This window comes from Streptomyces sp. NPDC015345, from assembly GCF_043078805.1.
Lineage (GTDB): Bacteria > Actinomycetota > Actinomycetes > Streptomycetales > Streptomycetaceae > Streptomyces.
Genome location: NZ_JBIBTX010000002.1, coordinates 127,920 through 148,271, shown reverse-complemented (window position 1 = coordinate 148,271; position 20,352 = coordinate 127,920). Strand labels below are relative to the sequence as shown.

18 protein-coding genes and 1 riboswitch are annotated in these 20,352 nt (G+C 71.9%); of the genes, 6 read left to right on the top strand and 12 right to left on the bottom strand.

Going from position 1 to position 20,352, the window contains the following annotated elements; genetic code table 11:
* Positions 1 to 376: 376 nt before the first annotated feature.
* Positions 377 to 1,624, bottom strand: a complete 1,248-nt coding sequence (locus tag ACF062_RS07045) for a HAMP domain-containing sensor histidine kinase (protein WP_223777222.1) — start codon at positions 1,622 to 1,624, stop codon at positions 377 to 379.
* Between the two features lie 6 nt (positions 1,625 to 1,630).
* A complete protein-coding gene (locus ACF062_RS07040; RefSeq protein ID WP_055544891.1) occupies positions 1,631 to 2,284 on the bottom strand; it encodes a response regulator transcription factor in 654 nt (217 codons plus the stop codon).
* A 302-nt stretch (positions 2,285 to 2,586) separates the two neighbouring features.
* On the opposite strand from ACF062_RS07040, the gene ACF062_RS07035 reads away from it, so the two are divergent.
* Positions 2,587 to 2,760, top strand: a complete 174-nt coding sequence (locus tag ACF062_RS07035) for a hypothetical protein (RefSeq protein WP_167515896.1) — start codon at positions 2,587 to 2,589, stop codon at positions 2,758 to 2,760.
* Positions 2,761 to 2,843: 83 nt separating this feature from the next.
* Here ACF062_RS07035 and ACF062_RS07030 read toward each other — a convergent pair whose 3' ends face one another.
* Together ACF062_RS07030 and ACF062_RS07025 are read right to left on the bottom strand one after the other, a co-directional pair.
* Positions 2,844 to 3,653: an inositol monophosphatase family protein gene (locus tag ACF062_RS07030; RefSeq protein WP_392136744.1), complete on the bottom strand. Its 810-nt coding sequence runs from the start codon at positions 3,651 to 3,653 to the stop codon at positions 2,844 to 2,846.
* Between the two features lie 31 nt (positions 3,654 to 3,684).
* Positions 3,685 to 4,812 carry a ferrochelatase gene (locus ACF062_RS07025; protein WP_392136743.1) on the bottom strand — a complete coding sequence of 376 codons (1,128 nt, stop codon included), beginning with the start codon at positions 4,810 to 4,812 and terminating at the stop codon, positions 3,685 to 3,687.
* A 142-nt stretch (positions 4,813 to 4,954) separates the two neighbouring features.
* Between ACF062_RS07025 and ACF062_RS07020 the strand changes: the two genes are divergently transcribed.
* Positions 4,955 to 6,205 carry an MFS transporter gene (locus tag ACF062_RS07020; protein WP_392136741.1) on the top strand — a complete coding sequence of 417 codons (1,251 nt, stop codon included), beginning with the start codon at positions 4,955 to 4,957 and terminating at the stop codon, positions 6,203 to 6,205.
* Complete coding sequence (locus tag ACF062_RS07015) at positions 6,153 to 7,484, top strand: D-arabinono-1,4-lactone oxidase (protein ID WP_392136740.1); 1,332 nt, start codon at positions 6,153 to 6,155, stop codon at positions 7,482 to 7,484. The genes ACF062_RS07020 and ACF062_RS07015 overlap by 53 nt, the downstream gene beginning before the upstream one ends.
* Positions 7,485 to 7,490: 6 nt before the next feature.
* Here ACF062_RS07015 and ACF062_RS07010 read toward each other — a convergent pair whose 3' ends face one another.
* Positions 7,491 to 8,723, bottom strand: a complete 1,233-nt coding sequence (locus ACF062_RS07010; protein ID WP_392136738.1) for a hypothetical protein — start codon at positions 8,721 to 8,723, stop codon at positions 7,491 to 7,493.
* Between the two features lie 471 nt (positions 8,724 to 9,194).
* On the opposite strand from ACF062_RS07010, the gene sepH reads away from it, so the two are divergent.
* The gene (gene sepH, locus ACF062_RS07005) at positions 9,195 to 10,295 is read left to right on the top strand and encodes a septation protein SepH (RefSeq protein ID WP_223777216.1); all 1,101 of its coding nucleotides are present in this window, start codon (positions 9,195 to 9,197) and stop codon (positions 10,293 to 10,295) included.
* Positions 10,296 to 10,355: 60 nt separating this feature from the next.
* Here the strand turns inward: sepH and ACF062_RS07000 are convergent, their stop codons facing one another.
* Positions 10,356 to 11,183 (bottom strand): sulfurtransferase, encoded by an 828-nt coding sequence (locus tag ACF062_RS07000; RefSeq protein WP_392136736.1) that lies wholly within the window; start codon positions 11,181 to 11,183, stop codon positions 10,356 to 10,358.
* A gap of 323 nt (positions 11,184 to 11,506) precedes the next feature.
* On the opposite strand from ACF062_RS07000, the gene ACF062_RS06995 reads away from it, so the two are divergent.
* Complete coding sequence (locus ACF062_RS06995; protein WP_392136735.1) at positions 11,507 to 12,319, top strand: VOC family protein; 813 nt, start codon at positions 11,507 to 11,509, stop codon at positions 12,317 to 12,319.
* A gap of 1 nt (position 12,320) precedes the next feature.
* On the opposite strand, the gene ACF062_RS06990 is transcribed toward ACF062_RS06995, so the two are convergent.
* The 4 genes from ACF062_RS06990 to ACF062_RS06975 form a co-directional block, all read right to left on the bottom strand.
* A complete protein-coding gene (locus tag ACF062_RS06990; protein WP_392136733.1) occupies positions 12,321 to 12,980 on the bottom strand; it encodes a thymidine kinase in 660 nt (219 codons plus the stop codon).
* 68 nt (positions 12,981 to 13,048) lie between these two features.
* Entirely contained in the window at positions 13,049 to 14,239 is a 1,191-nt protein-coding gene (locus ACF062_RS06985; RefSeq protein WP_392136731.1) for an alkaline phosphatase family protein, read from the bottom strand.
* Positions 14,239 to 14,826, bottom strand: coding sequence for a DUF5998 family protein (locus ACF062_RS06980; protein ID WP_392136729.1), 588 nt, complete (start codon positions 14,824 to 14,826; stop codon positions 14,239 to 14,241). The genes ACF062_RS06985 and ACF062_RS06980 overlap by 1 nt, the downstream gene beginning before the upstream one ends.
* Positions 14,827 to 14,897: 71 nt before the next feature.
* Positions 14,898 to 17,759: a GNAT family N-acetyltransferase gene (locus ACF062_RS06975; protein WP_392136727.1), complete on the bottom strand. Its 2,862-nt coding sequence runs from the start codon at positions 17,757 to 17,759 to the stop codon at positions 14,898 to 14,900.
* Between the two features lie 137 nt (positions 17,760 to 17,896).
* Between ACF062_RS06975 and ACF062_RS06970 the strand changes: the two genes are divergently transcribed.
* Positions 17,897 to 18,178, top strand: coding sequence for an HPr family phosphocarrier protein (locus tag ACF062_RS06970; protein ID WP_190085156.1), 282 nt, complete (start codon positions 17,897 to 17,899; stop codon positions 18,176 to 18,178).
* A 172-nt stretch (positions 18,179 to 18,350) separates the two neighbouring features.
* On the opposite strand, the gene ACF062_RS06965 is transcribed toward ACF062_RS06970, so the two are convergent.
* Entirely contained in the window at positions 18,351 to 19,037 is a 687-nt protein-coding gene (locus ACF062_RS06965) for a GntR family transcriptional regulator (protein ID WP_392136725.1), read from the bottom strand.
* A gap of 192 nt (positions 19,038 to 19,229) precedes the next feature.
* Positions 19,230 to 20,033 carry a M23 family metallopeptidase gene (locus tag ACF062_RS06960; RefSeq protein WP_356578325.1) on the bottom strand — a complete coding sequence of 268 codons (804 nt, stop codon included), beginning with the start codon at positions 20,031 to 20,033 and terminating at the stop codon, positions 19,230 to 19,232.
* A 12-nt stretch (positions 20,034 to 20,045) separates the two neighbouring features.
* A riboswitch (cyclic di-AMP (ydaO/yuaA leader) is annotated at positions 20,046 to 20,208 on the bottom strand.
* Positions 20,209 to 20,352 lie beyond the last annotated feature (144 nt).

Below are 20,352 nucleotides of genomic sequence, written 5' to 3'. Positions count from 1 at the left end.
GTGTCTGCGGTGTCTCCAGCGCACGTAACGCGTGAGAGGCCGGACTTGTGCCCGACCCGAGGCGGAGATTTTGCCTCACATCAAGGTCTGTTACTCAATCGACACCCAACCGCACCCCTGATGAGGTGGTCGGCTTGGATGGCGATCGGGACCGTACACGGTCCGAATGTCGCACTTCACGGGCGCCACCCCGTGTACTTCCCGTGATCAAGACCCCCGAAAACCCGGATTTTCCAGGCTTTCCGACGACTTTCACGATCACGGAGAGTAGATGGCGAGAAAATCGCCATTGTGATCGATCGCACACGGTTCTCGGGAGATCGAGTCCCGAAAATTCCGCGCAAAGCGAACACGCCATCGTGTTCGCGGCAGCATGTCAGATGGGAAGCGTGACTCGCATCACGAGCCCACCCCCCTCGCGCGGCTCCGCGATGATACGGCCCCCGTGGGCCCTGGCCACCGACCGGGCGATCGACAGGCCGAGTCCGACGCCCTTGTCGCTGCCCGTCCGCTCGGTCCGCAGCCTGCGGAACGGCTCGAAGAGATTGTCGATCTCGTACGCGGGCACCACGGGGCCCGTGTTCGACACCACCAGGACCGCCTGGCCGTGCTGGGCCTCCGTGGTGACCTCGACCCACCCCTCGTCCGGCACGTTGTACCTGACGGCGTTCTGGACGAGGTTCAGGGCGATCCGCTCCAGGAGTACGCCGTTGCCCTGCACGACGGCCGGGCCGCGCTCCCCGCGGATCTCCACGCCCTTCGCCTCGGCCTCGCCTCGCACCTGGTCGACGGCGCGGTCGGCGACCTCGGCCAGGTCGACGGGCTTGCGCTCGACGATCTGGTTGTCGCTGCGGGCGAGCAGCAACAGGCCCTCCACGAGCTGCTCGCTGCGTTCGTTGGTGGCCAGGAGCGTCTTGCCGAGCTGGTGGAGCTCGGGGGGCGCCCCGGGGTCCGAGAGGTGCACTTCCAGGAGCGTGCGGTTGATCGCCAGCGGCGTGCGCAGCTCGTGCGAGGCGTTGCCGACGAATCGCTGCTGGGCGGTGAAGGCCCGCTCCAAGCGGTCCAGCATCTCGTCGAAGGTGTCGGAGAGCTCCTTCAGCTCGTCGTCCGGGCCGTCCAGCTCGATGCGCCGCGTCAGGTCCGTGCCGGCCACCCTGCGGGCGGTACGGGTGATGCGGCCCAGCGGCGAGAGCACGCGGCCCGCCATCGCGTACCCGAAGGCGAAGGCGATCACGGCGAGGCCGAGGAGGGCCAGAAGTGAACGGCTGAGGAGGTTGTCCAGGGCGTTCTGGCGCATCGTGTTGACGCACTCGTTCAGCGCGGCGTTGAGCTGTGCCTCCGTGGGGCCCTCGGGGAGCAGCCGGAAGTTGGCGCAGCTGTCACTGCTCACCGAGGACTTGCCCGTGACCCTGAACGGCAGGTCACTGCCCACGTTCAACGCCTGCGCGGCGAGCAGGTAGATGATCGACAGCAGCAGGATGCCCGCGATCAGGAACATGCCGCCGTAGAGCAGTGTGAGGCGTATGCGGATGGTGGGACGCAGCCAGGGGAAGGGCGCTTCGACCTTCCTCGGGTCCCATGTCGGCTTCGGAGGCGCCGCCGGTGGCGCGGGTGTCGCGGCCACCGGGGGTCAGATCCGGTAACCGGAGCCCGGGACCGTCACGATGACGGCGGGCTCACCGAGCTTGCGGCGCAGGGTCATGACGGTGACCCGGACCACGTTCGTGAACGGGTCGGTGTTCTCGTCCCAGGCCTTCTCCAGGAGCTGCTCCGCGGAGACGACCGCGCCCTCGCTGCGCAGCAGCACTTCGAGGACGGCGAACTCCTTGGGGGCCAGCTGGATCTCCTTGCCGTCGCGGAAGACCTCGCGGCGGTTGGGGTCGAGCTTGATCCCGGCCCGCTCCAGGACGGGCGGCAGCGGCACGCTGGTGCGCCGCCCGAGGGCACGCACGCGTGCCGTGAGCTCGCTGAACGCGAAGGGCTTGGGGAGGTAGTCGTCGGCGCCGATCTCCAGTCCCTCGACGCGGTCGCTGACATCGCCCGACGCGGTGAGCATCAGGACGCGGGTCGGCATGCCGAGCTCGACGATCTTGCGGCAGACGTCGTCGCCGTGCACGAGCGGGAGGTCCCGGTCGAGCACCACCACGTCGTAGTCGTTGACGCCGATGCGCTCCAGGGCGGCCGCCCCGTCGTACACGACGTCGACGGCCATGGCCTCCCGGCGCAGTCCGGTGGCCACCGCATCGGCGAGCAGCTGCTCGTCCTCGACGACGAGTACGCGCACGTCGCTGTCCTTCCTCTGTGCCCCTGCGGGCAGGTTTGTCTTGGGGTAGGGCTCCATCCTGCCCCTTTCGGCCATAAACCGGCTGTAAGGCGGTCTGGGGAGCGGGGAATGCGGGATTTTCTCGGCCCGTTGAGGTTTCTGCGGAAGGGAGCGGGGGGAGGACGGCCTTACACCCGCGATCACGCTTTGTATGTGGCATGCCACGAACCGCTTTCTCCAGGAGCGGTTCGAGACGTGATCGCCCCTTCTTGAGGGCACACCCCCGTGCCATCGACCCACGACCCAGCCGAGGGGGCGCAACCATGGACGCATTCACCGCAGGTCTCCTGCAGCGCATAAAGGCCACGGAGTCCGACCTCACGATGGCCCGTGAGACGGGAGACGACTTCCTTGCCGAGGTCGAGCAGGCGGAGCTGGAAGACCTCCACCGCCTGGCCGCCGAGCACGGCGTCGAGGTAGGCGCTCTGCACGTCTGAGCACGTACGCGTCTGAGCACATACGCACGAAGGGCCCCGGCATCCTTGGACGAGGTGCCGGGGCCTTCGCGTGCGCGCCCGCGTCAGTCGTGCCAGGCCCCGAGGTCCTCCAGGAGGCCCTGGAGGGGCTCGAAGAGGCCGGGTGCGGCAGCGATGGCCAGCTCGCCCGAGAGGGCCTCTCCGGGGCGGCCACCGGTCAGGGCGCCCGCTTCCCGCGCGACGAGGTCGCCGGCCGCGAAGTCCCAGGGGTTGAGCCCTCGCTCGTAGTACGCGTCCAGCCTGCCCAGCGCGACGTCGCACAGGTCGATCGCCGCCGAGCCGCCGCGGCGGATGTCGCGCACCTTCGGAACGAGGTGCCGGGCGACCTCGGCCTGCCGGGCACGGCGCTCGGTGAGATAGCCGAAGCCGGTGCCGACCAGGGCCTGACCGAACGGCGGCGCGGGGCGCACGCGCGCGGGGCGGTCGCCGACGAAGGCGCCCTCGCCGAGGACCGCGCGGTACGTCTCGCCGCGGACCGGGGCGTGGACGACCCCGACGAGGGTCTCGCCGTCCTTGCGGGCGGCGATGGACACGCACCAGTCCGGGCGGCCGTACAGGTAGTTGACGGTGCCGTCGATGGGGTCGACGACCCACTGCACGCCGCTGCTGCCCGCCAGGCTCGCGCCCTCCTCGCCGAGCACGCCGTCGTCCGGCCTGCGCTCGGCGAGGAAGTCGGTGATGAGCTTCTCCGAGGCGATGTCCATCTCGGTGACGACGTCCACGGCGCTGGACTTGGTGGCCGCCACGCCCAGATCGTCGGGGCGGCCGTCGCGCAGGAAGACACCGGCGCGGTGCGCGGCCTCCAGGGCGATGTCGAGCAGCTCGGCCTTGAGCGCCTTCAGCGGGTCCGTCATCGTGCTCGCTCCAGCTCGGGGGTCTCGGGGGTCACGCGTACGGGCTGTCGGCGCCGGCGGCCGCGGGCTTCGGGGCGCGGGCCGGGCAGCAGCCCACCGGGCACAGGTCATGACTCGCGCCCAGCGTCCCGAGGGCGCAGGGGGTGACGGGCATGCCGCTCTCCTTGGCCGCGCGCTCCAGGACCAGGTCCCTGATCGCCGCGGCGAATCGCGGGTCGGCGCCGACCGTCGCCGAGCGGCGGACCGGCAGACCCAGCTCGGCGGCCTTGGCCTCGGCCTCGGTGTCGAGGTCGTACAGGACCTCCATGTGGTCGGAGACGAAGCCGATGGGGACCATGACCACCGCGGGGGCGCCGGCGCCGTGCCGCTCCTCCAGGTGGTCGCAGATGTCCGGCTCCAGCCACGGGATGTGCGGGGCGCCGCTGCGCGACTGGTAGACGAGCTGCCAGGGGTGCTCGACGCCGGTCTCCTCGCGCACCGCGTCGGCGATGAGGCGGGCGACGTCCAGGTGCTCCTTGACGTAGGCGCCGCCGTCGCCGTGGTCCTCGGTCGGACCCGAGGTGTCGGCCGCGGCGTTCGGGATGGAGTGCGTCGTGAAGGCGAGGTGCGCGCCGTCCCGTACGTCCTCGGGCAGTTCGAAGAGGGACTTCAGGACGCCGTCGATCATGGGGCGCACGAAGCCGGGGTGGTTGAAGTAGTGCCGGAGCTTGTCGATCCGCGGCAGCTCCAGGCCCTCGGCCGCCAGGGCGGCGAGGGAGTCGGCGAGGTTCTCGCGGTACTGGCGGCAGCCCGAGTACGAGGCGTACGCACTGGTGGCCAGGACCAGGATGCGGCGGTGGCCGTCGGTGACCATCTCGCGCAGGGTGTCGGTGAGGTACGGCGCCCAGTTGCGATTGCCCCAGTAGACCGGCAGGTCCAGGCCGTGCTCCGCGAAGTCCTTGCGCAGGGCGTCGAGGAGGGCGCGGTTCTGGTCGTTGATCGGGCTGACCCCGCCGAACAGGAAGTAGTGCTGCCCCACCTCCTTGAGCCGCTCCTTGGGGATGCCGCGCCCGCGCGTCACGTTCTCCAGGAACGGGACCACGTCGTCGGGGCCCTCGGGGCCGCCGAACGAGAGCAGCAGCAGGGCGTCGTAGGGAGTGGGATCGAGCGCATCGGACATGCAACCGATCCTGCCACCCGCCACTGACAGCCGGAAAATCACGGTGCGTCCGCCCCGCCGGAGCCGTAAGCTGTATCAGCCACCTTTACGCCTTACCGGGGTCGCTTCTCGCACGTGGCCCCGGCGCTTTCGCGGAGTCCACGTGCCCAGCTCCTACCGAGCCCTCTTCGCCGCCCCCGGCACCAAGGCGTTCTCCACGGCCGGGTTCCTCGGCCGTATGCCGCTTTCGATGATGGGCATCGGCATCGTGACGATGGTGTCCCAGCTGACCGGGCGGTACGGCCTCGCCGGCGCGCTCTCGGCGACGGTGGCGCTGTCCGCCGCCGCGATCGGGCCGCAGATCTCCCGCCTGGTGGACCGGCACGGCCAGCGCCGGGTGCTCAGGCCCGCCACGCTGGTCTCCCTGGCCGCGGTCGCCGGGCTGCTGCTGTGCGCGAAGTTCGAGACGCCGGACTGGACGCTGTTCCTTTTCGCCGCCCTGGTCGGCTGTGTGCCGAGCGTGGGCTCGATGATCCGGGCCCGCTGGGCCGTCCTGTACCGCGGCACCCCGCAGCTGCACACCGCGTACTCCTTCGAGTCCGTGGTGGACGAGGTCTGCTTCATCTTCGGGCCGATCATCTCGATCGGGCTCTCCACGGTGTGGTTCCCCGAGGCCGGGCCGCTGCTCGCCGGGGGCTTCCTCGCCGTCGGTGTCTTCTGGCTGACGGCCCAGCGGGCCACCGAGCCGGTGCCCCATCCACGCGAGCACCACACCGGGGGCTCGGCATTGCGCTCGGGCGGCCTCCAGGTGCTCGTCGCCACGTTCGTCGCGACCGGCGCGATCTTCGGGTCGATCGACGTGGTCACCGTGGCGTACGCGGAGGACCAGGGTCACAAGTCCGCGGCGAGCCTGGTGCTCGCGGTGTACGCGCTCGGCTCCTGCCTCGCCGGAGCGGTCTTCGGGCTGCTGCACTTCAAGGGGGCACCGGCCCCCAGGTGGCTGCTGGGCGTCTGCGCGATGGCCGTGAGTATGATCCCGCTTCAACTGGTCGGGAACCTGCTGTTTCTGGCCGTGGCGCTGTTCGTCGCGGGCCTTTCCATCGCACCCACAATGATCACGACGATGGCCCTCGTCGAGGAGCACGTACCACGCGCGAAGCTGACCGAGGGCATGACCTGGGTGAGCACCGGACTCGCGGTCGGCGTCGCGCTCGGCTCCTCCGCGGCCGGCTGGGTGATCGACGCCGCGGGATCGGACGCCGGGTACACGGTCCCGGGGATCTCCGGGGCCGCCGCGGTCGTCGTCGGGCTCCTGGGCTATCGCCGGCTGAAGAGGCCGGTTCCGCGACGGGGAGGGACCGATGAGCACGGGAACGGGCACGGGCAGCGGGAAGAGCACAGCGGCGTGGCGTAACTGGGCGGGCAACGTCACCGCGCGGCCCGCCAGGGAGACCACCCCCGCCTCGGTGGACGAGCTCTCCGAGGCCCTGCGCGGCGCCAAGGCCGACGGTCTGCGGGCGAAGCCCGTCGGCGCGGGGCACTCCTTCACGGCGGCCGCCGCGACCGACGGCCTCCTCATACGGCCCGATCTCCTCACCGGCATCCGCGCGATCGACCGGGCGGCGGGCACGGTCACCGTGGAGGCCGGCACCCCGCTGAAGCGCCTGAACACGGCGCTCGCCCGCGAGGGCCTGTCGCTCACGAACATGGGCGACATCATGGAGCAGACGGTCTCCGGAGCCGTCAGCACCGGCACGCACGGCACGGGCCGCGACTCCGCCTCGATCGCCGCCCAGATCACGGGCCTTGAGCTGGTCACCGCCGACGGCACGATCCTGACCTGCTCCGCCGAGGAGAACCCCGACGTCTTCGCCGCCGCCCGCGTGGGGCTCGGGGCGCTCGGCGTGATCACCGCCATCACCTTCGCCGTGGAACCGGTCTTCTTCCTGACCGCCCGCGAGGAGCCGATGACGTTCGACCGGGTCACGAGCGACTTCGAGGCGCTCTTCACCGAGAACGAGCACTTCGAGTTCTACTGGTTCCCGCACACCGGCAACTGCAACACCAAGCGCAACAACCGCAGCCCGGGCCCCGTGGCCCCGCCCGGCAGGATCAGCGCCTTCGTAGAGGACGAGTTGCTCTCCAACGGCCTCTTCCAGGCGGTCAACTCCCTCGGCCGCGCCTTCCCCGTGACCATCCCCGGCATCGCCAAGATCTCCAGCAAGGCGCTGTCCGCCCGCACGTACACGGACATCCCTTACAAGGTCTTCACCAGCCCGCGCCGGGTGCGCTTCATGGAGATGGAGTACGCCGTTCCGCGCGAGGCCCTCGTGGAGACCCTGCGTGAGCTGAAGGCCATGGTCGAGCGTTCGCGGCTGCGGATCAGCTTCCCCGTGGAGGTCCGCACGGCGCCGGCGGACGACATCGCGCTCTCCACGGCCTCGGGCCGGGAGAGCGCGTACATCGCCGTCCACATGTACAAGGGCACGCCGTACCAGGCGTACTTCGCGGCGGCGGAGCGGATCTTCACCGCGCACGAGGGGCGGCCGCACTGGGGCAAGCTGCACACGCGCGACGCGGAGTACTTCGCCGAGGCGTACCCCCGCTTCGGTGAGTTCACCGCCGTGCGCGACCACCTGGACCCGGACCGCATGTTCGCCAACGCCTACCTGCGGCGGGTCCTCGGCGACTGACCTCGCCTACGGGCTGGCGGTCTCGCCCTGCTGCGCTTCGCCGTCGGTGCCCGTGCCGGAACCGGAGCCGGTGCCTGTGCCGTTCGAGGGCGTGGGGGTCGGCTTCGGCGTCGGGTCCGTCGTGGAACCGTCGTCTCCGGAGTCGGTGCCCTTGTCCTTGTCGGGGTCCGTTCCAGTGCCCTTGTCCGGGTCCTGCTGGGAGCCCGAGCCGGAACCGGTCCCGGAGCCGTCGCCCTCGCCCGGGGTCTGCCCACCGGTCCCGTGCGGATCCTGCGTGGCGTTGTCCCCGCCCTGCCGGGAGCCGTCGTCCGTCCCCGAAGTGCCGTTGTCCGAGGGCTGACCGGACGGTTCACCAGAGGGCGTGGACGGCTTCCTCGGAGAGGAGTGGTTCCCCGTGAAGCTGTTGCCGATGGTGGTGCCCTTGCCGCCGCTGAGGTCCTGGTCGGTCACGAGCTCGTACGCGGTGATGCCCCCCATGGCGACGCCGAAGACGACGGCTGCCGCGATCAACGGCCGCTTCCAGCTGCGGATCTGCGCGCGGTGCGTGGTGCCGTCGGTGAAGTCGTCCGAGGGCAGCGGCGGTTCGAGCGGCACACCTGGAGGCGCTGCCGGCGCCCCGACGCGCAGCACGCGCGTGGCGTCGTCACGGGGCGTCAACCGGGTGGCGTCCTCGGGGGACATCACTTGGGTGGCATCCTCACCCGGCACGAGCCGGGTGGCGTCGACCGGGCCGAGCAGCTGCGTCTTCTCGGCGTCGAGGCCGGCCGCCACGGAGGGCAGCGCGGTCGTCGGGTCGGCGTCCGCGGCGGGAAGCGCCCTGGTCGCGTCGGCTTCGGGGTCCTGTGGTCTCCCCCATGTCGTGGTCACGGGCCCGGTGGCGGACGCGGCCCCCGGGTAGCCGGGGTAGGCGGACGTCCTGAACGTCTCGGGCACGCGCGTGGCGGTGGTGGCGGGCACCTGGTGCGCCTTCGGCTTGGCCTGCACCGCCACGACGCGTATCTGCTCGCCGGTGCGCTTGAAGAAGTGCTGGAAGATCGTGCCGCCGCAGGTCGCGATGCCGCTCACGACGCCGGCGCCGAGGATCGTCCCGTAGACGCCGAGGTTCGAGGCCAGCTTCGCCGCCACGACCGCGGCGATGGCGCTCCCGGCCACCTGAGGCACGCTGAGATCGAGGCGCCGCTTCTCCTCCGGCTCCTCCTGGTCCTTCGACTCCTTGCCGGAATCCGGCTTAACTCGCATCTCCGACCCTTGCCTGCCTTCCTCGCCTTTTCGACTCACTGCACGAGAAGGGGACGTATGGCCGAAGGGATTAGTTCCGTTTCGGGTGATTCCGTGAAGTGCGCCACGCGCGCGCGGGAGCGCAAGCGGCGAAAAGTCCGCCAACTCCCTTCCCCCATGAGAAGTTCGGCGGCGCGGCGGTCCACCCGCGTGGCCCGAATGGAGTACTGTTGCGAGCCCTGGGTCCGGTCTCCCGCCAGGGTGCCCGGGGCCTTCCAGGACCGCCGGGTGGGGGGCTAGCCGCACAGGGTGGCGAAAGTCGTCACTTAGCGTTGCAAAATGGTTACCGTGCCATAACGGCGGTCCAGGGCCCCTGCCCGACACGCCGGGCAACTCGGCAAGGTTGTGGCAGGCTGCACCCGGGCAGGCCACACTCGACTAGCGGAAGCAGCGACGCACGTGACGTCGGCAGGCACCACCCGGGAGGTCCCCATGCCCGAACTGCGTGTCGTGGCCGTCAGCAACGACGGCACACGGCTGGTGCTGAAGGCTGCGGACAGCACGGAGTACACGCTTCCGATCGATGAGCGGCTGCGTGCGGCCGTCCGCGGCGACCGGCCCCGACTCGGACAGATCGAGATCGAGGTGGAGAGCCACCTCCGCCCGCGCGACATCCAGGCGCGGATACGTGCCGGTGCCAGCGCGGAAGAAGTGGCCCAGTTCGCCGGGATCCCGGTCGACCGCGTCCGCCGGTTCGAAGGCCCCGTGCTCGCCGAGCGCGCCTTCATGGCGGAGCGCGCCAGAAAGACCCCTGTACGCCGTCCGGGTGAGAACACCGGGCCCCAGCTCGGCGAGGCCGTGCAGGAGCGGCTGCTGCTGCGCGGCGCCGACAAGGAGTCCGTCCAGTGGGACTCCTGGCGCCGTGACGACGGCACCTGGGAGGTCCTGCTCGTCTACCGCGTCGCGACCGAGCCGCACTCCGCGAGCTGGACGTACGACCCGCCCCGGCGGCTCGTCCAGGCCGTGGACGACGAGGCGCGCTCGCTGATCGGCGAGACGGACGACATCGCCGCGCCCGAGCCCAGCTTCCCGTTCGTGCCGCGCATCGCCCGGCTCCCCCGGGACCGTCCGCCGGAGCGGCCGCTCGACCGCGCCCTGGACCGGCAGCTCGACCGTCAGAGCATCCCGGCCTCCCCCGCCGAACCGGCGGAGGAGACCGACGGCGTGGTGCCCGCGGTCGCCGAGCAGGAGCGCGACTCGCTGACCAGCCTCCTGGAGGCGGTGCCCAGCTTCCGTGGCGACATGGTGGTGCCCGAGCGGCCCTCGGCCGCGACCACCGCGGAACTGCCGCCGCCCGCCCAGGAAGAGCCCGAGCTGGAGCCCGAGGCCGAGGAGCCGCCCGCGGCGTCGGCCGGTGCCGGCTCGGCCTACGCGGACGTCCTCATGCCGCGCTCGGTGGCCAGCCACCGCGACCGCCTGGTCGGTTCCACCGACCGCCAGGCCGAGGCCGACGGAGTGCGCCCAGGGCGCCGCGCCGCGGTGCCCAGCTGGGACGAGATCGTCTTCGGCACGCGCCGCAAGAAGCAGGAGTAGCCGCGGGTACGCGCGTGGGGGCCCGCACCAGTTGGTGCGGGCCCCCACGCGCGTACCGGACTACTGCGGGTCCGGACCCGTGGCGACCGGACGCGAACCGTCCGCCGACCACTCCGACCATGAGCCGACGTACAGCGCGGCCGGAATGCCCGCGACCGCGAGGGCCAGCACCTCATGGGCGCCCGAGACACCCGAGCCGCAGTAGACGCCGACCTCCGAAGTACCGGAGGCACCCAGCGCCTTGAAGCGGTTCGCCAGCTCGGCGGCGGGCTTGAAGCGGCCGTCCTGTGCGACGTTCTCGGTGGTCGGCGCCGAGACCGCGCCGGGGATGTGCCCGGCCACCTTGTCGATCGGCTCGACCTCGCCGCGGTAGCGCTCGGCCGCGCGGGCGTCCAGGAGCAGGCCGGAGCGGGCCAGGGCCGCCGCGGAGTCCGCGTCGAGGAAGTCCGTGCTGTTGGGGGCCGGCTCGAACGTGCCCTCGGCCGGGGCCGTTCCGGCGCCCGACTCCAGGGGGCCGGTCCACAGGGCGAGGCCGCCGTCAAGGACACGCACGGAGGCGTGCCCCGTCCAGCGCAACATCCACCACAGGCGTGCGGCCGCCCAGTTCTGGCCACCGTCGTACACGACGACATCGCGGTCCGCCGAGACCCCCGCCGCCCGCATCACGGCCCCGAAGTGGTCGACGTCGGGGAGCGGGTGGCGGCCCCCGGGTCCCGCGGGTCCTGCCAGGTCGGCGTCCAGGTCGACGAAGACAGCCGACGGAATGTGCCCTTCCTCGTAGGCCTCGCGCAGGGAGCCCTGGTGCTGCCAGCGGACGTCGAGCAGGACCGGCGGATTCTCGCCCGCCAGGTCGCTCGCGAGTTCGGATGCGGAGATGATGGCGTTCATGGGCCCATCCTTGCGCATGGGGTGGCCGTACGGCCGAGGTCCGGCTACCCTGCTCCGCCGGAAGCCGCCCGGCCACGGGGCGTACGGAACCCAGCACACCCCGTACAACGGATGGACCCCGCTCGGCCGCCTCGCGGCCATGGGTGAGCCACCGCAAATCGGGCATCCTCCGCGGGAGGCCGGGCCGTGCGGCGCGGCCGGGACGCGTGGCGCGACGGGTGGTGCGAGCATCTACAGGGGCGCGCATGCGCGCGGCGAGGGCACGCGCATTCGGGAAAAGCGGAAGTGAAGCGGCCACCACGAAGGCCGAGGAGAGGGTGACGATGACCGAGGCACAGGCGTCCACAGGGCGGCGCGACGGCGCGGGAGCCGGTCGAAGCGCACCCGGCACACCCTGCTGGGTGAGCCTGATGGCGCATGGCCTGGCGGCGACCCAGGAGTTCTACGGAGCGCTCTTCGGCTGGGAGTTCCGGCCGGGTCCCGAGCAGCTCGGGCCCTATGTGCGGGCCCTGCTCGACGGCCGCGAGGTGGCCGGCATCGGCCAGCTGCCGGCCGACCGGCATCTGCCGATCGCCTGGACGCCCTATCTGGCGACGGACGACGCGGACGCGACGGCGGAGGCCGTGCGGTACTGCGGCGGCACGGTCGGCGTGGGTCCGATCACCGCGGGCCAGGCGGGGCGGATGGCCATCGCCTCGGACCCCACGGGCGCCGTCTTCGGGCTCTGGCAGGCCGCGCGGCACCTGGGCAGCGCGGTGACCCGGGTGCCGGGGGCACCGGCCTGGAACGAGCTGGTGACGCGGGAGACCACGGGCGTCGTCACGTTCTACGAAACCGTGTTCGGCTTCACCGACGAGGCCGTCGTCTCGGCCGATGACGACTTTCTGACCCTGCGCATCGAGGGCCGCCCGGTGGCGTCCGTGCACGGCGTGGGCGACGCGCTGCCACGCGACCGGGGCCCGCACTGGATGACGTACTTCGAAGCCGCAGATGTCGACGAGGCGGTGACCCGGGTCGTCGAGCTCGGCGGGCAGGTCGTCACGCCGCCGCGGGCCGGCACCCAGGGCCGGGAGGCGACGGTCGCCGATCCGGAGGGGGCGGTCTTCACCCTCGTACGCTCGCACGAGCGCGCCTGAGTCAGGCGCGGGCGGCGGTGTCGACCGGCAGGACGTCGGGCGAGAGAGCGCCCGCGCGTGCGGTCGCCGCCGTCGCCCTGCGGCGGTGGTGGCGGCGGCACAGGACTTCGTAACCCACCTCGTCCGCTGACTGGTTGACGTCGCCGACGACGACCTGGGCGCCCTCGACGACCATCTCGCCGCCTATGGTGCGGGCGTTGTGCGTGGCCCGGGCGCCGCACCAGCACAGGGCCTCGACCTGGAGCACCTCGACGCGGTCGGCGAGCTCGACCAGGCGCTGCGAGCCGGGGAAGAGCTTGGAGCGGAAGTCCGTGGTGATGCCGAAGGCGAAGACGTCCAGGCCGAGGTCGTCGACGACCCGCGCGAGCTGGTCGATCTGCTCCGGGGCCAGGAACTGCGCCTCGTCCGCGATCACGTAGTCGGCGCGGCCGCCCTGGGAGAGGTGGTCGACGAGGTGGGCGTAGAAGTCGAAGTCGTCCGCGGCCTCGATGGCGTCGGTGACGAGGCCGAGCCGCGAGGAGAGCTTGCCCTCGCCCGCCCGGTCGTCCCGCGTGAAGATCATTCCCTGGAGTCCGCGGGCCGAGCGGTTGTGCTCGATCTGCAGAGCCAGCGTGCTCTTTCCGCAGTCCATCGTTCCGGAGAAGAACACCAGCTCGGGCATGGGGAGTTGCGGACCTTTCGGGGGCGTGCGGAGGCGGGGCGCCCCGGAGGGCGCGTCAGGGCGTACGGCTAGGAGCGTACTTCGAGAAGGGGGACGAGTTGTTCCACAGGGGTCATGGAGCCGTGCATGCCGACCAGTGCGGACTCCTTGGGCTCCCGCTCGCCGGCGACGATCGCGACGTCGGCGTGCGCGGCGGCGATGACGTCGCCGAGGCGCTCGTACACACGTTGATCAATGTGTGGACCGAACCAGCCCGCGGCGATCGCCTCGTCACGGGAGGCCACCCAGAACTGCTCGCCGAGCACCTCGCGCCACACCGTGAGGACGTCGCTCTGCGCGCCCGGGACGGCGTAGACGTGACGGGCGCGGCCCTCGCCGCCGAGGAGGGCGACGCCGGCGCGCAGCTCCCAGTCCTCGTCGAAGTCGATGCGGGAGGCGTCGTCGAAGGGGATGTCGAGCATGCCGTGGTCGGCGGTGATGTACAGGGCGCTGCGCGGCGGGAGCTGCTCGGCCAGCCGCTGGGCGAGCCGGTCGACGTACATGAGCTGGCCGCGCCAGGCGTCGGAGTCGACGCCGAAGCGGTGGCCCTTGCCGTCGACTTCCGCGTAGTACGTGTAGACCAGGGAGCGGTCCCCCGCGGCCAGTTGCTCGGCGGCGAGGTCCATGCGGTCCTCTCCGGAGAGCTTGCCCCGGAAGGAGCCGCCGCTCAGGGCGACCTTGGTCAGCGGGGTGTGCTCGAAGGTCGGGGAGGACACCTGGGCGGTGTGCACGCCCGCCTCGTGGGCCTGCTGGAAGACCGTCGGGTACGGCTGCCAGGCGTGCGGGTCGGTCCATGGGTTCCAGCGGAGCTGGTTCATCAGCCCGCCGGTGGCGGGGTCGCGCACGGTGTAGCCGGGCAGGCCGTGCGCACCGGGGGGCAGGCCCGTGCCGACGGAGGCGAGCGAGGTCGCCGTGGTGGCGGGGAAGCCGGCCGTGATGGGCCGCCCGGTGCCGCCCCGCGAAGTCGGCAGCAGCGAGTTGAGGAAGGGCGCCTCCGCCGGATGGGCCTTGAGCTGCTCCCAGCCGAGGCCGTCGATCAGGAAGACGCAGTTGCGGTCGGCGGGGGCCAGTTCGGCGATGGTCCGCGCGGCGTGGCCGGGCACGCCCTGGTGGGCGACGAGCGTCGGCAGCAGGTCGGCGAGCGAACCCGAGCCGTACGCGGGCACGGGGGCGGTGTCGAGGGCGAGCGGTTCCACGTCGTCCCAGGCGGGCAGGGACATCAGCGGGCGGTGTCCGCGGTCGCCTCGGACAGGGCCTGGGCGAAGGCGAGGGTCTGCCGCACGGCGTCGGGGCCGTCGCCCGCCTCGCTGACGCGCAGGCTCAGGTCGTCGGCGGTAGAGCTGCCGGTGTAGCCGTGGTCCGCCTCGCAGTTGGGGTCTCCGCAGGCCGCGGGCTCCAGGTCGATGCGGGAGACGGCGCCCCAGCCGATGGTCAGGACGACCTCGCGCGGCGGCGTGCCCGGCACGTACTTCTCCGGGTTGGCGACGACGCGGCTGAGGACGACGGAGGAGATCCGGCCGATCTTGACCGACTCCGTGGAGGTCGTCGCGTACGGCGTCGGGGAGGTGCTGTCCGCCGCCTGCTCGTCGGTGTGGCTGACGATGAAGCGCGTGCCGGTCAGGACGAGGACGGTGACGTGCCGACGCACTTCGTTGGCGTCGAACGTCGTCTCCTGGTGGACCAGGTACGACCCGATGGCCTCGCCGCCGATCGCGGCCTCCACCGCCTCGGCCACGAGGGCCGGGTAGTAGCCGCTGCGCTCGATCGCCGCGCGCAGCCCCTGGGTCGTCGTACCGGTCTTTGCCATGCCGTCCATCCTACGGCCCGGTGCGGGGCCGCTGGGCCCCCGTGGCCGCCCCGGCGCCCGCGGAGCGCGGTTCAGTACCCGGGGAGCGTCCGCGGACCGAGGTCGTCGCGGGCGGGCGGGGGCGCGAGCCGTACGGAGGCGCCGAGCACGGAGAGGCCGTGCGGGGCGACGACCACGGGTTCCAGGGTGACACCGACCACTTCGGGGTGGTCGTCGACGAGCCGGGAGACCCTCTGGAGCAGCTCTTCGAGGGCCGGGGTGTCGACGGGGGCCGACCCGCGCCAGCCGAAGAGGAGGGGAGCGGTCCTGATGGACCGGATCAGGGAGGCCGCCTCCCGGTCGGTGACCGGGACGAGGCGGTGCGCGGTGTCGCCGAGCAGCTCGGAGGCGGCGCCCGCGAGCCCGAAGGAGAGCACCGCTCCGGCCGCCGGGTCGATGACGGCGCGCACGACGGTGTCGACGCCGCGCGGCACCATGCCCTGCACGACGGGCCGCAGCTCGGCGGGCTTGCCGAAGGTGTCGATCAACTCTTGATAGGAGCGGCGCAGTTGATCCTCGTCGGCGAGGTCGAGCCGCACCCCGCCGAGGTCGGCGCGGTGCCGCAGGTGCGGGGCGGTGGTCTTCAGGGCCACGGGGTAGCCGAGCGTACGCGCGGCGTGCGCGGCGGCGTCCGGGTCCGGGGCGGGCAGGGCCCGTCGTACGCGGATGCCGTACCGCCTGAGCAGTTCGTGGGCGTCGGCCGGGGCGAGGGTGGCGCCGCGGGGGTCGCCGTCCTTGCCCAGCAGCTCCGCGATGCGCTCGGCGGTCCCGCTCTCGTCGATGTCGTCGTACTCGTGCACCTTGCCGGGCTCGGCGGCCTCGCGGCGCCACTGCGCGTACTTGACGGCTTCGGAGAGCGCGCGGACGGCGCGCTCGGCGGCGGGGTAGGCGGGGATGCGGTACTGCTCCGCCGGTGGCTCGTCCGTCCCGGGCGATGGCGGCTCGTCTTGCGCGGCGGGCGCGGGCCGTGCGGGGTGGACCGGGTCGGCGCAGCCCCCGGCGCCGGGCTCCTTCGGCGGGACGCCCGGCCGGGTGCTGGTCGCGGCGGAGAGGGCCTCGGCGAGGCCACCGAGCTCGACGTGGACCACGGCGACGGGTTTCGCCGGGCAGCCCGCCGCGGCGGCCCGCAGCTCCGTGGCGAGCGTCTCGGGGTCGGCCGCGACCCCGTCCTCCCGCACCCAGGGGATCGCGTTGACGATCACCGCGTCGCATCCGTCGTCCGACAGCGTCTCGGCGAGCGCGGCCCGGAAGTCGGCCGGGGTGGCCCCGGTCGTGAGGTCGCGCGGCGGCAGCGGCCGCAGCCCGTCGGCGACACACGCGTCGTAGGTGAGGAGCCCGAGCGACTCGGAGTTGCCGAGGATGCCCACGCGCGGTCCTGACGGCAGCGGCTGGCCCGCGAGCAGCAGGCCCGCGTCGACCATCTCGGTGACGGTGTCCACGCGGATGACGCCGGCCTGGCGCAGCAGCGCCGAGACCGTGGCGTGCGGCAGGCGCGTGGCCTGCACGGCGTGGCCGGTCGGTGCGATGCCGCTGTGGCGGGCGCCCTGGACCACGACGAGCGGCTTGGCGGTCGCGGCCCGCCGCGCGAGGCGGGTGAACTTGCGCGGGTTGCCGATGGTCTCCAGGTACATCAGGGCGATGTCGGTGTCGGGGTCCTCGTACCAGTACTGGAGGAGGTCGTTGCCCGACACGTCGGCGCGATTGCCGGAGCCGACGAACGTGGACAGTCCCGCGCCCCGGCGGTGCAGTCCGGAGAGCAGTGCGATGCCGATGGCGCCGGACTGGGTGAACAGACCGATGCGCCCGCGCGCGGGGGGCTCGGGAGCGAGCGAGGCGTTGAGCCGCGTCCCCGGGGAGGTGTTGATGACACCGAAGGCGTTCGGGCCGATGATGCGCATGCCGTAGGACCGGGCCTGGCGGACCAGTTCGCGCTGCCGCTCGCGGCCCACGGCGCCGCTCTCGCCGTACCCGGCGGAGAGCACCAGGAGGCCCTGCACCCCGCGCTCGCCGCACTCGGCGACGACCTGGGAGACCCGGTCGGCGGGCACGGCGACCACGGCGAGGTCCACGGGCTCCTCGATGGCCGTGACCGAGCGGTACGCGGGCACCGCGTCGACTTCGGAGCCTTCGTCGAACGCGCTGTTCACCGCGGAGAGGCGCCCGGTGAAGCCTGCCTCCTTGAGGTTGCGCAGCACGCTGCGGCCCACGCCGCCGGGGGCGCGGCCGACGCCGATCACCGCGACCGAGCCCGGCGTCAGCAGGCGCTGCACGGACCGTCCCTCGGCGCGCTGTTCGCGGGCGCGCTGCACGGCGAGCGAGCGGTCGGTGGGCTCCAGGTCGAACTCCAGGCGTACGACGCCGTCTTCGAAGCTGCGCTTCTGCTGGTACCCGGCGTCCGTGAACACCTTGATCATCTTGGTGTTGGCGGGCAGCACCTCGGCCGCGAAGCGCCGGATGCCGCGCTCCCTGGCGACCGCCGCGATGTGTTCGAGGAGCGTGGAGGCCACGCCGCGGCCCTGATGGGCGTCCTGTACGAGGAAGGCGACCTCGGCCTCGTCGGCGGGGGCGCTGGCGGCCATGCCGCGCTCGTCGATGCGGTCGTAGCGCACGGTGGCGATGAACTCGCCGCCCACCGTGGCGGCGAGTCCCACGCGGTCCACCTGGTCGTGGTGGGTGAAGCGGCGCACGTCCTTGGCGGACAGCCGCGGGTAGGGCGCGAAGAAGCGGTAGTACTTCGACTCGTCCGAGACCTGTTCGTAGAAGCTGACCAGGCGGTCCGCGTCCTCGGCCGTGATGGGCCTGATCCGGGCGGTGCCTCCGTCGCGCAGCACCACGTCGGCTTCCCAGTGCGAGGGATAGTCGTGCCGATCCTGCTGCTCCGACGGGGTCTGCATGGGGCCCAGGGTACGGGTCGCGGGGCCGCCTGGGCCGGGTACGGTCGAGGAGGACCGGCGTCCCGTCACCAGAGCATCCACCGCGACATGCGACAATGGTCTAGACAAGTGTGAAACACCTGGAAGGGCAGCAACACATGGCTGAGCGCCGCGTCAACGTCGGCTGGGCCGAGGGCCTCCACGCCCGACCCGCCTCCATCTTCGTCCGCGCGGCCACGGCCGCCGGCGTCCCCGTGACGATCGCCAAGGCCGACGGCAACCCGGTCAACGCCGCCTCGATGCTCGCGGTGCTCGGCCTGGGCGCCCAGGGTGGCGAGGAGATCGTGCTCGCCTCCGACGCCGAGGGCGCGGACGCCGCCCTGGACCGTCTGGCGAAGCTGGTCGCGGACGGTCTCGAGGAGCTTCCGGAGACGGTCTGACCCACGCAGCACCTTTCAAAGGGCCCACCCCGAACACGGGGTGGGCCCTTTGCCTTATGTCTCACCTGGTGCCAGTTTATGTGGCGGCAGTTTATGCACGGAAATAAAGGAACGGCCGGAATTGCATTGACCGGCACTCCTCTCGCGCCTCACTTTGTATACGGCACCCGCGTTAATTCCTGAGACTCACCGTGTTTACGGGGTGTTGCACTTCCCTCACACGGCCCGCCGTCGGCGAGGGGCGCAACCGGTGCGCGGCCGTCGCCCGCTCCGCGTGGCCGGCGGTGAGCATCCTGGCCCGTTCCGCGTCCCCGCGGGCCACCGCGTCGACGATCGCCGCGTGCTCGGACCAGGACACCGCGGGCGCGGCCGGGGCCCCGACGACGTACATCCAGGCGAGCTTGTGCCGCAGCTGGGTGAGCAGCGTGATGAGGCCGGGGCTGCCGGAGGCCTGGGCGAGCGTCTCGTGGAACCAGCCGCCCAGCGAGCGCAGATCCTCCCCCTGACCCTTCCGCACGCGCTCCTGGCCCAGCCGCACGAGTCCGCGCAGGACCTTGAGGTGCGCGTCGGTGCGGCGCTGTGCGGCGCGGGCCGCGGCGAGCGGCTCGAGCACCGTGCGCAGCTCCAGGAGGTCGGCGGCCTCCTGCTCCGTGGGCTCGGCGACACAGGCGCCGGCGTGCCTGCGCGTGACGACGAAGCCCTCGGCCTCCAGGGTGCGCAGGGCTTCGCGTACGGGGACGCGGGAGACCCCGTAGCGGCGCGCGAGAAGCTCCTCGGTGAGCCGCCCGCCCCTTTCGTAGACCCCGGCCACAATGTCGTCCCGGATGGCCGTGCATACCGAGTGTGCGGGAATGCGCATAACCGGACCTCCGCCTTAATCCCCGCGAAACGCGGTCGACCGACGCTCGTTCCGGAACTCTATTGCAGAGCCGCTGAATTTCCGATGGCGGGCCGGATTCCATGGATATCTTTTGGCCAGGCGAGGCGGGTGGGAAACGGCGAAGGCCCCGGCTCGGGAGAGCCGGGGCCTTCGGTGAGGTGCCGGGACGGGTCAGACGTTGACGCCGTGCGAGCGGAGGTACGCCACGGGGTCGATGTCCGAGCCGTAGTCCGGGCCGGTGCGGGCCTCGAAGTGGAGGTGCGGGCCACTGGAGTTGCCGGTGGAGCCCGAGAGGCCTATCTGCTGGCCCGGGGTGACCGTCTGGCCGACGGTGACGCCGAGGGACGACATGTGGCCGTACTGGGTGTACGTGCCGTCGTTCATCTTGATGACCACGTTGTTGCCGTAGGCACCGCCCCAGCCCGCCTCGACGACGGTGCCGGCGCCCACCGCGTGGACCGGCGTGCCGGACGCGGCGTGGAAGTCGACGCCGGTGTGGCTGCCGGAGGACCACATGGCGCCGCCGGTCTGGTAACCCGTGGAGACGTACGAGCCGGAGATCGGGGAGACGTAGGTGTTCAGGCGCTTGCGCTCGGCCTCGCGGGCGGCGCGCTCCTTCGCCTCGCGCTCCTTCTTGGCCTTCGCCTTGGCCTCGGCCTCGGCCTTGCGCTTCTCCTCGGCGGCCTTCTTCTTGGCGGCCTCTTCGGCCTTCTTGGCGGCCGCGGCGTCGTCGGCGGCCTGCCGCTGGGCGGCGGCCTGCGCGTCGATGCTGTCGGCGAGCGAGTCGCCCACGGAGATCGCCTGGGTGAGCCCGGTGTGTTCGAAGGCGGCGTCGTCGGCGGCGGCGAGCGCCGGAGCGGCCAGGCCTCCGATGACACCCGTGGTGGTGATCGCTGCGACGCCCGCGACGTTCGCGGTGGTGCGGGTGAGGCGGCTGGGACGACGGTGCTTCCCGGTGGCACGGGTGAACGCCATGAAGCGGCTGATCCTTTCCTTCCTTCTCGCCTACCGGGTTAGCTGACGGGTTCGGAGCAGGAAGGTCTCCTACGAGTCCCTCACCTGACGGCAAGGTGCCCGATTCACCCCAGGGGACATGTGGGTCCCCGGCTCCCCTGGCTCGCGCCGTACGGGGACTCGGCGATGACTGTCCGGTGCCGCGGATGCGACGTACTGCGTGACGAACAGTCGGACCGACGCTAAACGGGCCGTCTTTCAATCGACAAACAGAACGCCTCTTTTGTAGCGCACGCCACACACCGAACAGGCAACCACCCTATGAATTCGGACATATGGG

Excerpts from the sequence above, each read along its gene's own strand:
- ACF062_RS06980 (WP_392136729.1), bottom strand. The coding sequence starts at position 14,826 with ATGGCAAAGACCGGTACGACGACCCAGGGGCTGCGCGCGGCGATCGAG.
- ACF062_RS07030 (WP_392136744.1), bottom strand. The coding sequence starts at position 3,653 with ATGACGGACCCGCTGAAGGCGCTCAAGGCCGAGCTGCTCGACATCGCC.
- sepH (WP_223777216.1), top strand. The coding sequence starts at position 9,195 with ATGCCCGAACTGCGTGTCGTGGCCGTCAGCAACGACGGCACACGGCTG.
- ACF062_RS06995 (WP_392136735.1), top strand. The coding sequence starts at position 11,507 with ATGACCGAGGCACAGGCGTCCACAGGGCGGCGCGACGGCGCGGGAGCC.
- ACF062_RS06960 (WP_356578325.1), bottom strand. The coding sequence starts at position 20,033 with ATGGCGTTCACCCGTGCCACCGGGAAGCACCGTCGTCCCAGCCGCCTC.
- ACF062_RS07015 (WP_392136740.1), top strand. The coding sequence starts at position 6,153 with ATGAGCACGGGAACGGGCACGGGCAGCGGGAAGAGCACAGCGGCGTGG.
- ACF062_RS06990 (WP_392136733.1), bottom strand. The coding sequence starts at position 12,980 with ATGCCCGAGCTGGTGTTCTTCTCCGGAACGATGGACTGCGGAAAGAGC.
- ACF062_RS06985 (WP_392136731.1), bottom strand. The coding sequence starts at position 14,239 with ATGTCCCTGCCCGCCTGGGACGACGTGGAACCGCTCGCCCTCGACACC.
- ACF062_RS07010 (WP_392136738.1), bottom strand. The coding sequence starts at position 8,723 with ATGCGAGTTAAGCCGGATTCCGGCAAGGAGTCGAAGGACCAGGAGGAG.
- ACF062_RS07000 (WP_392136736.1), bottom strand. The coding sequence starts at position 11,183 with ATGAACGCCATCATCTCCGCATCCGAACTCGCGAGCGACCTGGCGGGC.
- ACF062_RS07025 (WP_392136743.1), bottom strand. The coding sequence starts at position 4,812 with ATGTCCGATGCGCTCGATCCCACTCCCTACGACGCCCTGCTGCTGCTC.
- ACF062_RS07035 (WP_167515896.1), top strand. The coding sequence starts at position 2,587 with ATGGACGCATTCACCGCAGGTCTCCTGCAGCGCATAAAGGCCACGGAG.
- ACF062_RS06975 (WP_392136727.1), bottom strand. The coding sequence starts at position 17,759 with ATGCAGACCCCGTCGGAGCAGCAGGATCGGCACGACTATCCCTCGCAC.
- ACF062_RS06965 (WP_392136725.1), bottom strand. The coding sequence starts at position 19,037 with ATGCGCATTCCCGCACACTCGGTATGCACGGCCATCCGGGACGACATT.
- ACF062_RS06970 (WP_190085156.1), top strand. The coding sequence starts at position 17,897 with ATGGCTGAGCGCCGCGTCAACGTCGGCTGGGCCGAGGGCCTCCACGCC.